Raw genomic sequence first — 14043 nt, forward strand, 5'->3', positions numbered from 1 at the left:
ACCCGACAAAGGGGTGCTGTGGCATTGCGGCGTGCCGACTGGGTGCCTAGGCTGAGGGTGGATCGTCTTCTGATTCTCTCCCTTTTCACCCTCTGTCCAGGAGTTCAACCATGCACGCTACCCGAACCATTGCCGACGTCATGACGCGCGGCGCCCATACCTTAAGCCCGGACGATTCGGTCATCCATGCCGCCCAGGCCATGGAAGCACTGGACGTGGGCGCCCTGCCGGTCTGCGATGCCCAGCACAACCTGGTGGGCCTGGTCACGGACCGCGATATCGTGCTGCGCGCCGTGGCCCCTCATCGTCTCACCGACACCCTGCCGCTGACCGAAGTCATGAGCCACGACGTGTTATGGTGCTATGAAGATGAACCGGTGGACGACGTGCTGGACGATATGGTGCAGCGCCAGATCCGCCGCCTGCCCGTCATGGACCGACAAAAGAACCTGGTGGGCATGGTCAGCCTGGGCGACGTCGCCGCCAAGACCCAGAACCGTGGCGTGGGCGAGGCGCTGGCCGAAATTTCGCTGCCCGCAGCACCGGTGCGTGCCGCCGAGGGCGTGTCGCCGGATAGCGACGATGCCTTGCCCGAAGTGCGCCACAGCGACATGAGCGAGGTTAACCTGGGGCGTAGCTAGGCGTGGCGCGGGTGTTCAGTCATCCCTTCAAGTTGCGCGGCAGGGTCAATGTAGGCATTTTCCTACACATCAATTGGGCAATGTCCGATCTACTTTTTTGCACTGCATCGCTACTATGCACTCAACGAACTCGAAACCGAGGACCGCACATTCAGGCCGGAACGTCCCCCTCCGTCCCGCCATGAATCAAGTCCATCCCCCATCGGTTTATCCCCACGAGTCGTTTTCATAAGCAGAAATTCTCCGAAGATTCCCCCGATCCTCGGCGTCTTATATCCCTCCCCCTCAGGCCGCCTCCCCCGGGCGGTCTTTTTTTTGCCTGTGCTCCTGGCTTGAACCCCGCAAGCTAGCTAGCTTGCGCGGCGATAAAAGCCAGGGCGTCGGCATAGGCCAGTTCACTGGTCGGCCGCAATGGTTCGCAGACGTGGGTGGCCGCGCCCTCCTCGGAGGACGCGCCGATGAGCACGATGCCGCGAAAGCCGCCCTCCGCGGATTGCTGCACACCCGGCTGCAAGCCACGGCGAGTCAGCTCGCCCAGCTGTTGACCGCCAGGAATATCGATGGGAATGCTCATGTCGGACTCCTCAAGACAACGATGGAGACCCGGCCGGAACGATACACCCAAGCCGCACCCGCACTGACGCAGGTCAGGCATTGTGACATCCTCCAGCACAACGGGCCAAGAAGAAGTATTCTTGTCAGCATAAGAAACGCTGAAGGAAAAGGCAGCAAGAAGCCGCCGTCGATCTGCGTAGGAAGGGGTGAAGCGGCCCCTGCCACGCAGCGGGGGAGATGACGGCATATGGCTTGCGGCCTACCTCCACGTCACCTGCAACCCTGGACCTGTCATGCCCATCAATTACCTGCGCCGCCTCACCAGCCCGGCGCGCACCGATCTTTCCAACCGCCACCTGGGCCGCTCGCTGGCCTTCATCGCCGGGGCCGTCAATGCCGGGGGCTTCCTGGCCGTGGGCCAATATACCTCGCACATGTCGGGCATCGTTTCTTCGTTGGCCGACAACCTGGTGTTGGGTGAGACGCTGTTGCTGGTGGCCGGCGCCAGTGCCTTGCTGTCCTTTTTGCTGGGGGCCGCCTGTTCGGCGGTGATGATCAACTGGGCCCGGCGCCGCGGCCTGCACAGCGAATACGCCATGCCGCTGATGCTGGAGGCGATGCTGCTGCTGTGTTTCGGCATCCTGGGCAGCAACCTGGAAAACCATCGCCTCCTGTTCGTGCCGGTCACGGTGGCCCTGCTGTGCTTCGTGATGGGCTTGCAAAATGCCATGATCAGCAAGATTTCCCGCTCCGAGATCCGCACCACCCACGTCACCGGCCTGGTCACCGACATCGGCATCGAGATCGGCAAGATGTGCTACTGGTCCCTGGCCCCGTACCAGCCGGGCGAGTCCTCCCTGAGCGAAGATCCGGTACCGGGCGCGCGGCGCAAGTTCCTGCTGCTCGCTTCGCTGCTGCTGATGTTCTTCCTGGGCGGCGTGACCGGAGCGCTGGGATTCAAGCTGGTGGGTTTCGTGGCCACCATGCCGCTGGCCGCGGCCTTGTTCCTGCTGGCGCTGGTGCCGATGATGGATGACTTGGCGCGCAGTTGAAGACAAGGAAAACCGTTTTCCTCAGCACCCAATTAATAAATCTCGATCAATATGTAGAAATAGCATGGTAAATTAGAAATTCTCGATGAGGATTAATAAAATTCGATTTCCATGACTCCGTTAGGCTACCAACATCTGATCGACACGCTCCGGCTCAACGTCACGCCGCTGGAACACGTCGCCTTCATGGACTCTTCGGTGAACCGCCGGGTGGACTCCGGGGCGCGCATTCTCTTTCCCACCTCGGTGGCCATTGAGTCCACCTTGATTGGTCATCTGGAATTCGCACTACGGCACGAGGGCGTCAACCTGGAAGTGATTGACGCCGCGTTTGCGCACGAGCACCTCTCTGCCACGGCCCTGGTAGCTCATTGGCAGACCAAGCCGATGGGCGAGCATATCCGGCGCGCCTGTTTTCTATGGGAGTGGCTCACTGGCCAAGAGCTGGAAGTCGAGGCCCTCACCAACGGCGGCTATGTGGACCTGTTCCCCGATGAGGTGTATTACACCTCGTCTAAACCGATACTCGCCTCCAAATTCCGGGTCAGGAACAATGCCCTGGGCAGTCCAGCCTTCTGCCCGACCGTGCGTCGCCGTGCGCTGGACCGCACGCCCCCTCTGGAAGAACTGCTACGAGAAGCCAGACACGCCCTGGAAGCGCTGGACGATCCCGAACTCTATCGGCGGGCAGTGGCCTACCTGTATTTGTCGGAAACGCGCAGCAGCTATGCCATCGAATCGGAAGCCCCCAGTTTCAACAAGCAGGAAAGATTCGTCCAGTTATTGCAAAGAGCCGGAGAACCGGTAGAAGTCAACGAGCAATGGCTGGTCAGCCTGCAAAACGTCATCGTGCGTGATACCTACAGCAAGGAAGCCAGCTATCGCCACCAGCAAAACTGGCTGGAAGACAGCAGCGGGCGAGTCAGCTTCTTTCCCACGCCGGTGCAAGACCTGGAACAGGTCATGCGCGGCTGGGAAAACTTCATCAATGATAGCGAGCGTTGCACCGACCTGCTGGTCAAAGCCGCTTGCGCGGCCTTCGGATTCGTTTATTTGCATCCCTTCCTGGACGGCAACGGACGTCTGCATCGTTTTCTGATCCAGCATATATTGGCGCGCTCGACCCTCATGGCGCCCGGCACCCTGGTCCCCGTCTCTGCGGTCATCGAAAAAAACATCCCAGCCTACAGCGAGCTACTGCGGGCGTTTTCAAGACCTGTGACAGCGTTGTGGGACTATCGTCGAGGGGATCAGGAACCCGTGGTCATCAGCCATCCGGGCAGCCGTGCCTACCGCTTCCTGCGGGCAGATCGGGAAGTGGGTTTTCTGCATGACATGATCAAACAGGCGGTACGCGAGGAAATTCCCAAAGAATTGGCCTTCCTGCAGGGCTATGACACCGCGTTTGCCCAACTGGATAAGGAGTTCGACTTGCCACAGAAGGATCTGTCGACCTTGATACGGATGACCCAGTCCAACAAAGGCGTCCTCTCGGCGCATCGAAGAAAGCAATACAGCTATCTTCCGGTCGCCGTCCTGGATCGCATCGAACAAGTGGTCAGGGAAAGCTTGGAGACCGTAGTGATGCCCCGACATCCTGGAAATTAATTTTTTACGAATAATCCTCTAGTTTTTGAGAAAAAATTATAATTTCTCGATTAGCGTTAACGAATTTCGAGCAACGCCCCATCTCCATCTATTAGCCAGAACGCAAAAAGGCGCTGAACGCGCCTTTCGTTTTTTTCTTATCGCCGCTTGCGCCGCCGCTGCCTGAGGCGGCCTGTTTTACCCGCGACTTAGCCGCTGACGGCTCAGCCTTGCTGTTGCGGGTTGCTGTCGGACTGCTGCGGTTGCTGCTGGGACGGTTGCTGACCTTGATGGACCTCCTGCGGGGCGCTCTGGCTCATCTGCGGCTGGGCCGAGGTGGTTGCGGTGTTGCCATTTTGAGCGGCGCTCGCCGCTGCGGCAGCGGCGTTCTTGCGACCGTGGCTGTTCAAGCCACCCTTGCGTCCAGCTTCCCGGGCTTCAGCGGAAGTGAACTCGTGGGCCGCACCCTTGGCATGGGCTGCCTTACCGCCCATGCTGGCGATCTGGCGCTGTTTCTCCCTGTCCATGGCGGCAAAGCCGCGATTACTGTTCCCCGGATTTTGTGAACTTGCCATGTGTGACTCCTTGTCTTGGATGGTCGAGGTTAAGCGGACAAATCTGCCACCGGATCACCCTGCTGCTCTGCGCGGGCAAGCTGGCGGCACCAAACATCTATCCACGTCTACAGTGTAGAAAGCCTCACCGATCCTCACTATCGGAAGAGCTCCCCAGCCCATGTCAGTGCCGGCTGTAGGACTTGTAGGAATACGTGAAGATGAGCTTGAAAAAACGGCCCCCTCATTTCCATAGGGAAACCCTGCTCAAGCAAGATGCAACTCCAGCATTTCCACCGGCAAGCTACCCAGGATCTCCGCCACCGCAATGCTGCCACCCCGTTCGCCTTGCGCCAGCGCGCATTCTTCCAGTCCACCCTGCCCGCTGGTGAAGACGCTGCGCCAGCGCCGCATCTGCTTGCCGGCGTGCGACAGGGCTTGCGGGATGGTGATGCAGGTATCGCCCCAGGCTTGCGCCGAGACCAGTGGCAAGGCTTCTTCGCGGCGGCCTTCGAAGGACAGCAGGTGCGCGGCCAGGCGGGTGCAGATCACCAGCGTGGCTTGCCAGCCCTCTCCGGTTTGGGCAGCTGCTGCTTGTGCAGTTTCTTCACCTGGCCATACACGGGCAAAAGCGATCACGTGGCGCGCCAGCTTGCCGTGGGTGGACAGCGGGATGTATCTCCCGGCGCTGAACAAAGCTTCATGTTGGCGCCGATACTGCAATACCGAGTGGATCAATTGCTGCTTGGCGCTGCCGCTCTGCCAATCGCGCAGCGATACCGGACGGCTGACAGCGTCGGCCAGGCGTCGTTCGCGCAGGGCGAAATCGACCGGACGGCGATTGTCCGGGTCGACCATGCTCAGATCCCATAACTCGCTGCCCTGGTAGAAGTCCGGCACACCCGGCGTGGCCAGTTTCAGCATGGTCTGCGTCAGGCTGTTGATGGCGCCCAGCGGGGCCAGGCGGCGCACGAACTCTTCCAGCTCGGTGAGGAAGGGATGGTGGCGCGGGTCCAGCCCCGGATCGCACAGCAAGGCGCGGGTGAAACGCTCGCAGGCGGCTTCATAGTCGGCCTGGGGTGCCACCCAGTCGCTGCGCCGCTTGGCTTCGCGCAGGGCTTTGCGCTGCCACTGGATGACGCGCTCGGCCAGTTGCTCCAGAGCGCTGAGGTCGTCATCGCCGGCCCTCATGCCATCGGGCCAGGCACCGACCAAGGTCTGGTACAGCAGGCATTGGTCCAGCGCATCGATGCCGCCCTGCGCCCCCGCCGTGGCGGCCACGATAGGGGCGTTCAACTGATGCCAGTGACGCAATACGGTGGCCCATTCCTCGGCGATCTCGGAGAGTGCCGCCAGGCGCATCCGGGCATCTTCGCCGCGCTTGTGGTCATGGGTGGCGGTCGCCAGCAGGCTGTAGGGACTCTGCTGGGCGCGCCGCTCGGCCAGTTGATGAAAGCCTGCGACCGACAGGGCCAGATGGGCAGGCTCGGCGCCGACTTCGTTGCGCGAGAGCAGACGGCCGTAGCGGTAGAAGGCCGTGTCTTCCATCGACTTGGCAGTCAAGGGGGGCGTCAGTTGCTGGAAACGGGCGATGGCGCGCAGTTGCAAGGCGCGCCGCTGGGTATCGCGGCGATCGAGCAGCAAGTCGCCGCCCAGCCAGCCTTCCACCACGTGCAGCGTGGGGTGGTCGGCCGCATGGAGCGTGGTCGCCGCCAGTTGCGCGGTGCGCGCCAGCAGTTCGCGTTGCCCGGCGGGCATCCCCTGCTCGGTGGCATAGGTGCGATAGACCGGGAAATGCACCAGCAACTCGGCCACCGCACGGCGAATCGACATGAGCGTCAAATCGCGGGTCTGGGTGGCGCTGCGCGCGAGCTGATGCAGGCACAGCGTCAAGGCATTGAATTCGGCGGCGAAGTTGCGGACCAGGAAGCTGCGCCGCGCCTGCTGCACGATGGTGGCGAAATGACTCAGCTCGCCGGGTGCATGGCCCTGGAGCTGGTCGGGGGTAGCCGGGAGTTCACCGACCATATCGCGCCACAGCTCGTCCAGCACCGGTTCGCCCTCGGCGTCATGCAGCACGGCGGCGCACTGGTCCATGAATTCATAGCCGGTGGTGCCATCCAGTGTCCAGTCGGGCGGCAGGACTTCGTCGCCGGCCAGGATTTTCTCGGCGATCAAATAGGGTTCGTGATCCGGGCGCAGGCTGCGCAGCCGGGCGCGCAGGCGTTGGCAATAGCCGGCCGGGTCGGTGAGGCCATCGATATGGTCCAGCCGCAGGCCATCGATGAGTCCCTCGGCATAGAGACGGAACAGCTCGGCGTGCATGGCCTCGAACACTTCTTCACGTTCCACCTTCATGCCGATCAGTTCGCTCACTTCAAAGAAGCGGCGCCAGTTGATCTCATCGGCGGCATTGCGCCAGTAGGCCAGGCGATAGTGCTGGCGCTCCAGCAATTGGTGCAGGGCGCTGCGGCCATGCGGCTGGCTGCCCGAAAAAGCGGCCAGCGCTGCATCGATGTCGGCCAGGGCCTCGGCATGGCTGGCCAGCTTGCGCAATTGCTCGCGCGCAGCGGCGGCCTGGCGGTCCTGGTCGGGATGGCGGGCGTCGATGGCCTGGAAGGCTGCCATCGCATCAGCCAGGCGCGCACTGCCTGCCGTCTCCAGCACCACCGCGTGATCCTGCGGCGCCAGCGGGAAGCGATGTTCGTTATGCGCCACGTACAGCTCGCCCTGCTCTGGATCGAACTGCAATACCAGCTCTCCGGCTTCCAGGGTCTCGGCATAGGATTGGCCGAGAAACGGCAGCAACACCTTGCCCGCCAAGGCCGGATCGGGGCTGTCCCACTGGATGTCGAACCAGTCGGCGTGGCGGCTGTGGCGGCCCCAGCGCAGGACATCCTGCCACCAGGCATTGTGCTGCCCGAGCGCCATATGGTTGGGCACGATATCGACGATCAGCCCCATGTCCTGGGCGCGCAGACGCTGGCACAACTGGCGCAGGCCCTCTTCGCCGCCCAGTTCCGGGTTGATGCGGGTGGTATCGACCACGTCATAGCCGTGACTGGAACCGGGACGCGCCACCAGAATGGGCGAGAGGTAAAGGTGGCTGATGCCCAGGCGCTGGTAGTAATCCACCACCTCGGCGGCGTGTTCGAAACGGAAATCGCGGTGCAGTTGCAGCCGTGCCGTGGCGCGCGGCACGCCACGGCGCGCTGTGCGCGCTGGGCAAGCGGAAGGATCTGGCATCAGTTCTCCTTGGGGGCGGCACCGCGCACGCGGCGCAGCCGTTCGAGCCGCGCGCGGGCGGCATAGTCGGCAAATAGTTGCGGGGTATCGGCGGGCAGACGGCGGCGCCAGTTGGGGTGTGGGTCGGTGAGGCCGGGCAGGTTCGGTTGCTGGGTCAGGCCGAGGATGTCTTCCAGCGGCACCACGGCCAACGGCGCGGGCGTGGCCGCCACCCACTGCAGCGCGGCATCCACCGCGATGGCGCAATCCTCCAGGGCAGCCGGCGCGGGCGCGGCCGCCATGTCTTCGGCCAATGCTGGCGCTACGTGTGGCAAGGGGCCGCTGGCCCAGCCCTGTTGGACCAACCCGTGCCAGAGCTGGCTGCGCTCCTGACTGCGTTGCGCCAGCGCGGCCGGCAAGCCCTGTGGCAGATGCCCCAGCCGTTCGCGCCAAGCCAGATCGGCCCCGGACCACCAGCCGGCCACCGTCGGCAGGTCATGCGTGGTGGTCACCGCAATGGCCTGGCGCGACCAGGCCGCCGGGGGCAGGAAGTTCTGCTTGTCGCGCTGGAACCAGAGCACGCGGATGCCCGCCACCCCGGCCTCGGCCAGCACCTGGTCGAAGCCGGGCGGCACCGTGCCCAGGTCTTCGCCGATCACCACGGCGCGATGCCGCCAGGATTCCAGCGCGATCAGGCGCAGCATGTCCTGCTGCGGATAGGCGACGTAGGCGCCGGCATCGGCCTGGCGCCCCTGCGGCACCAGCCACAGGCGATTCAAGCCCAGCACATGGTCGATGCGCACACCGCCGCCCTGGGCAAAGCAGGCGCGCAGCATGGCGAGATAGCCGCGATAGCCGGTGCGGCGCAGGGCCAGCGGCGAGAATGCGCCCAGTCCCCAGTTCTGACCCTGCGGCGCCAGACGATCCGGCGGCGCGCCGACCGTCAAGCCCGCGGCGATCTCGCCCTGATGGCTCCAGGCTTGGCTGCCGCCGTTGTCGGCCCCCACGGCCAGGTCGGCGATCAGGCCGATGCGCATACCGGCCTGGCGGGCGCGTTGCTGGGCAGCGCCCAACTGGCGCGCCGCCTGCCATTGCAGGAACAGGTGGAAGTCCAGTTCACCGGCGTGCTGGCGGGCGAAGTCTTGCATCTCGGGGGTCTCGGGATGCTGGCCGGCAGCACCCCATTGGCGCCAGTCGCAGTGACCGGGTGCGCCCTGGTTGCTCAGGTGCTGGCTGTAAGTTTCATATAGCGCATGGGCGCGCAAGGCGGCCCCGCCTTCGCGCTGGAAGGCCGCAAAGGCCGCCAGTTGCCCGCCATCGCTGGCCTGTTCGGTACGAAAAAGTGCATATAGACGCCGCAACAAGCTCAGCCGATGCGCACCGGCCCGCGACCAGTCGATCAGGCTGGCTTGTTGCAGGCGTTCATGGGCAGCAATCATTTCCGAGCCACCCTCGGCCAGCACCTGGGCCTGCGCATCCTCGCCGAGAATGCCGGCCGGATCGATCAGGAAGGGATTGAGGAACAGTCGACTGGAGGGCGAATAGGGACTGCTGCGTCCAGGGTCGGCCGCAAACATCGCGTGCAGCGGCGACATGGCCAATGCCGCGGCGCCATAGTCGGCCGCCATCGTCGCCAGTTGCGCCAACGCGCCGAAGTGCCCGATGCCGCCGTCGCCATAGACCTTGCGTGCCGCCTTGAGACTATCGCTGCGCAGGCCATAGACCTGCGCAGCCAGCGCCCAGCCACGCTCACTGCCCTGCCCGGCCAATGCGTCCGCCAAGGTATAGCAACGCGGCGGCGCAATGGCCAGGGTCAGGATGTGACCGGCCACCAGCAGGCGGTGATAACCCGGGACTTCGATAGGCGGCAGCGTAGGCGGCTGGTTGAGGTCGGAAGAAATGAGCAGCATCAGGCGCGCTCCATTGTCCAGCTCGACCCGGCAGGACAGACCATGCAGGCGTGAATGTGCGGGCAGGACCACCGGTTGGTGCTGCACTCCCGTCAACAGCGGCGGCAGGTAGCCAACCGCGTGCTCGCGCGCCAGCCGGGCCAGGCTGTCGCGGCAGTCGCCGGGGGTCGAACAGGGCAATTCGAGGGCGTCCAGGATGGCGCGCAGCGCGTCTTCCTGTACCGTCTGTGGCTGGTCGTAGGCATCGGTCCATTGCACGGCAATACCGGCGCGTCGGGCCAAACGATATAAATCATTTTCCGGGCGAGCTACCGAAGCGAGCTCCGGCTTGGCCGTGGTCGGCACCGATTGTCTCCTGAGCGCGCTGCTCATGCTGCCCTCCCCGCCTGGCTGGCCGGCTCGCGCAAGGCCAGGATGGCGTGCGCCGGGAAGCTGCCCTCGGCCAAGGCTTGCAGTGCCCCGCCGCTGTCAAAGAGCACATCGGCGCCGGCCGGCTGGGCCAGGTCGTCCAGGGTTTCCTGCAAGGGCGCCTGGTCCAGGTTGACGGTGATGTTGAGCACGCTGCCATTGGACAGTTGCCAGCGCGCATGGACCGCCTTGGGGCCGATGGCACGTGCTGCCAAGGCCTTGGCACCGCGCAGGTAAGGCGCGATGTGGTGCCTGCGCAGATGCAGCAGCTCGGCCACGCGCCGCAGGCAGGCGGCCGACGCCGGGGCCGGACCGGGCTCGGGAATGGAAGAGACGAAGGTGGCGAAGCTGTTGGGGTCCGGGATCTGCTCCAGCAGCTTGGGATCGGCAAACTGCGGGAAACGCGCGAACTCGCGCCGCCGCCCTTCGCGCACGGCCGCAACCAGCGCTTCATCGCGATGGCTGGTGAAGTAGAGGAACGGCTGTACCGCGCAGAATTCTTCACCCATGAATAGCATCGGCACCTGCGGCGCCAGCAGGATCAGCGCCTGGGCGGCATGGAGCGCCAGCGGATGGGCCAGCACGCTCAATCTTTCACCAAAGGCCCGATTGCCGATCTGGTCGTGGTTCTGCAGGAAGTTGACGAAGGCCGTGGGCGGCAAGTCAGCGCTGGGTTCGCCGCGCGGCTCCCCCGAATAGGGCGAGACCTCGCCCTGGTAGACGAAGCCCTGCTGCAGGCAGCGCGCCAGTTTCTCGGCGGGCGCGTCGGCATAGGCGCTGTAGTAGCCGCTGTCTTCGCCGGTCAACAGCACGTGCAGGACGTGATGGGCATCGTCATTCCATTGGGCGTCATAGACCTGGCTGGAGCGCTGGCGCACCTGGCCGATCTCGGCCACTTCCGCCTCGGCCGCGGCGGCCGCTGTGTAGCCCAGCAGATGGGCGGCATTGCCGTCATGCTCCAGCACCAGGTGCACATGGCGGGCGCTGCCGATCTCGGCGCGGATACGCTGACCCAGCGTGACCAGCCAGTCCGGCTCGCAGATGGCGTGGACGGCATCCAGGCGCAGGCCGTCGAAACGGTATTCCTGCAACCAGTAGAGGGCATTCTGGGTAAAGAAATCGGCCACTTCCGGGCGCCGGAAATCGATGCTGGCGCCCCACAAGGTCTGCCGGTCCTGGCGGAAGAATTCAGGGGCATAGCAATGCAGGAAATTGCCGTCCGGGCCGAAGTGGTTGTAGACCACGTCCAGGAACACCATCATGCCCAGCCCGTGGGCGGTATCGATCAGGGCCTTCAATTGCTCGGGCGTGCCATAGCTGGCATCCGGCGCAAACGGCAAGACGCCGTCATAGCCCCAGTTGTGGGCACCGGGGAATTCGGCCACCGGCATGAGCTCGATGGCCGTGATGCCCAACTCGGCCAGCTCGCCCAGGCGCTGCTGGATGCCGGCAAAGCCGCCCATGGCGCCGGGATGCAATTCGTAGAGCACCGTCTCTTCCCAGGGGCGCCCCTGCCAGTGCGGGTATTGCCAGACATAGGCCTGCGGGTCCACCACCACGCTGGGGTCGAACACATCGCCGGCCTGCCCGCGCGAGGCGGGATCGGGGGCGATCACTTCACCCTGGGCGCGGGTCTGGAATACGTAACGGTAGAGCGTACCGGGATCGCATGGAACCTCCAGCACATACCAGGCCGGCGACTCGGCGTCTTCCGGCGTCATCGGCAGGCGCTCACGACCGATGATCTCCACGGCCACCGCCTCGGCGCCGGGCGCCCAAACGCGAAAGCGTACCTGGCCGGGCGCGCTCACTTGCGCGCCAAACGGCAATGTCACGGAAAAGCGGGCGCTCATGCGCGTTCTCCCCATTCGTTACGGGTAATCCATTCATTGGCGGCCAAGGGATAGATGGCCGAGGACAGGTGCAAGGGACGGTTGGCAAACACTTGCAGGCTGTGCGCCTGCACCTGTACCGTGGCGCTGCCGGGCAGCTTGAGGGCGACGCCTTGGCCGTCGGGCATTCCGGTCGGCTCGGCGGTATCGAGCAAGAGGCAATACTCGCCTACGGTGCGCGGGAACTGGAACTGGATCGGTTCATGACCGGCATTGACGAAGATCATCAGCACGTCCGGCGTGGCTTGTGGCACCTCGCCCGGGCCGTCCGCGTTGGCCGCGTCGTGCAAGCGCGAGCTCAACTGCTTGTGCGCTTCGTGGCGCTTGCCGGCCAATTGCAGGGTGATGGCGCGCGCCACCGGGTTGTTCCAGTCTGCACTGGAGACCGGACGCGCCGCCTCATCGAACCAGGCCACATCCGGCAAGTCATCGGCCACCCTCTGCGCGCCATGCAGGAAGTAGCTCGCACGCAGCACCTCGAAGTCGCGCCGGATGGCGGTGAGGCGCCCGACGAAGGCAGTCAGCGCCGCCCCGTCCGGGGCGCGCGCCTGTTCCCAGTCGATCCAGGAAATCTCGTTGTCCTGGCAATAGGCATTGTTGTTGCCGCGCTGGCTGCGATGGAATTCGTCGCCGGCCAAGAGCATCGGCGTGCCCTGCGCCAGCAGCGTGGAGGCCAGCATGGAGCGCTGCACCGTGCCGCGCACGGCCAAGATGGCGGCGTCTTCGGTTTCGCCCTCCGCACCCCAGTTGTAGCTGGCGTTGTCGTTGTGGCCGTCGTTGTTGTGCTCGCCGTTGGCCTCGTTGTGCTTGCCGTTGTAGCTGACCAGGTCGCGCAGGGTGAAGCCGTCATGCGAGGCGATGAAGTTGACACTGGCCCAAGGCTTGCGGCGGTGGTGCTCGAACAGTTCGGCCGACCCCAACATGCGCTGGGCGAAGCCGCCGCGCATGTTTTCATCGCCCTTCCAGAACTTGCGCATGTCATCACGAAACTTGTCGTTCCATTCGGCAAAGCGGGCCGGATGATTGCCCAGTTGATAGCCGCCGGGGCCGATATCCCAGGGCTCCGAGATCAGCTTGAGGCGCGACAGTACCGGATCCTGCAACAAGGCATCGAAGAAACCCGAGCCCGGATCGAAGCCATGCGGCTCGCGGCCCAGGGTGGAGCCCAGGTCGAAGCGGAAGCCGTCGATGTGGAACGATTGCGCCCAGTAGCGCAGCGAATCCAGCACCATCTGCAGTACTCGCGGATGCGACAGGTTCAAGGTATTGCCGCAGCCGGTATCGTTGATGTGGTAACGCTCCTGGCCCGGCAGCAGGCGGAAGTAGCTGGCATTGTCCAGGCCACGGAAGGACAGCGTGGGCCCCAGTTCGCTGCCGCAACTGGTGTGGTTGTAGACCACGTCCAGGATCACTTCGATGCCGGCGCTGTGCAGGCGACGCACCGCCATGCGCAACTCGTTGGGGTCGCCCATGGACATGTAGGATGGCTCCGGCGCGAAATAGGACAGCGTGCTGTAGCCCCAGTAATTGTGCAAGCCGCGCTCGACCAGGAAGCTATCCTGCAGGAAGGCGTGGATGGGCATCAGTTCCAGCGTGGTCACGCCCAGCCGCAAGAGATGGTCGATAAAGGCCGGATCGGCCAGCGCAGCGAAGGTGCCGCGCTCATGCGGCAGCAGATCTTCGCGCAACTTCGAGATGCCCTTGACATGGGCTTCGTAGATCACGGTCTTGTTCCAGGGCACCTGCGGCAGACGGTCGTGCTCCCAGACGAAGGCATCGTCCATGACCATAGCCTTGGGCATGGCGGCGGCACTGTCGCGCCGGTCGAAGGACAGATCGGCGCGCGCCGAATGCAAGCGGTAGCCATACAGCGCATCGGTCCAGCGCACCTGGCCCACCAGGCGCTTGGCATAGGGATCCAGCAACAGCTTGTTGGGGTTGAAGCGATGGCCGCGGTTGGGTTCATACGGACCATGGGCGCGCAAACCATAGACCAGGCCCGGCGCGGCACCGGGCAGGTAGCCGTGCCATACCTCGTCCGTGCATTCGGGCAGTGTGATGCGCTTCAACTCGCGCTTGCCGGAGGGATCGAACAGGCACAGATCGATGCGGGTGGCATGGGCCGAGAACACCGCGAAATTGACTCCCAGACCATCGGAAGTCGCGCCCAGGGGATAAGGCAGGCCTGGCATCAGGCGATCAGGAAAGGCGACGCTCAT

The 14043-nt window shown here is 64.2% G+C and carries 9 protein-coding genes; 3 read left to right on the top strand and 6 right to left on the bottom strand.

Annotated features, from left to right (window positions below; genetic code table 11):
• The first annotated feature begins 110 nt into the window (after positions 1 to 110).
• Complete coding sequence (locus RC54_RS13805; RefSeq protein WP_058895716.1) at positions 111 to 641, top strand: CBS domain-containing protein; 531 nt, start codon at positions 111 to 113, stop codon at positions 639 to 641.
• A gap of 346 nt (positions 642 to 987) precedes the next feature.
• Here the strand turns inward: RC54_RS13805 and RC54_RS13810 are convergent, their stop codons facing one another.
• Entirely contained in the window at positions 988 to 1215 is a 228-nt protein-coding gene (locus RC54_RS13810; RefSeq protein ID WP_061790506.1) for a hypothetical protein, read from the bottom strand.
• A 274-nt stretch (positions 1216 to 1489) separates the two neighbouring features.
• On the opposite strand from RC54_RS13810, the gene RC54_RS13815 reads away from it, so the two are divergent.
• On the top strand, positions 1490 to 2248 hold the full coding sequence (locus tag RC54_RS13815; protein WP_058895717.1) for a YoaK family protein: 759 nt from the start codon (positions 1490 to 1492) through the stop codon (positions 2246 to 2248).
• 198 nt (positions 2249 to 2446) lie between these two features.
• Positions 2447 to 3856 (top strand): Fic family protein, encoded by a 1410-nt coding sequence (locus tag RC54_RS13820; RefSeq protein WP_244216348.1) that lies wholly within the window; start codon positions 2447 to 2449, stop codon positions 3854 to 3856.
• Between the two features lie 203 nt (positions 3857 to 4059).
• Here the strand turns inward: RC54_RS13820 and RC54_RS13825 are convergent, their stop codons facing one another.
• The 5 genes from RC54_RS13825 to glgX form a co-directional block, all read right to left on the bottom strand.
• Entirely contained in the window at positions 4060 to 4410 is a 351-nt protein-coding gene (locus RC54_RS13825; protein ID WP_058895719.1) for a KGG domain-containing protein, read from the bottom strand.
• 246 nt (positions 4411 to 4656) lie between these two features.
• Positions 4657 to 7635 carry a malto-oligosyltrehalose synthase gene (gene treY, locus RC54_RS13830; RefSeq protein ID WP_061790504.1) on the bottom strand — a complete coding sequence of 993 codons (2979 nt, stop codon included), beginning with the start codon at positions 7633 to 7635 and terminating at the stop codon, positions 4657 to 4659.
• Positions 7635 to 9896 (bottom strand): 4-alpha-glucanotransferase, encoded by a 2262-nt coding sequence (gene malQ / locus RC54_RS13835; protein ID WP_061790503.1) that lies wholly within the window; start codon positions 9894 to 9896, stop codon positions 7635 to 7637. Before malQ ends, treY begins: the two co-directional genes overlap by 1 nt.
• Positions 9893 to 11785 (bottom strand): malto-oligosyltrehalose trehalohydrolase, encoded by a 1893-nt coding sequence (gene treZ / locus RC54_RS13840; RefSeq protein WP_017450572.1) that lies wholly within the window; start codon positions 11783 to 11785, stop codon positions 9893 to 9895. The genes malQ and treZ overlap by 4 nt, the downstream gene beginning before the upstream one ends.
• On the bottom strand, positions 11782 to 14043 hold the full coding sequence (gene glgX / locus RC54_RS13845; protein ID WP_061790502.1) for a glycogen debranching protein GlgX: 2262 nt from the start codon (positions 14041 to 14043) through the stop codon (positions 11782 to 11784). The genes treZ and glgX overlap by 4 nt, the downstream gene beginning before the upstream one ends.

It is taken from the genome of Herbaspirillum rubrisubalbicans (genome assembly GCF_003719195.1).
Classification (GTDB): domain Bacteria; phylum Pseudomonadota; class Gammaproteobacteria; order Burkholderiales; family Burkholderiaceae_D; genus Herbaspirillum; species Herbaspirillum rubrisubalbicans.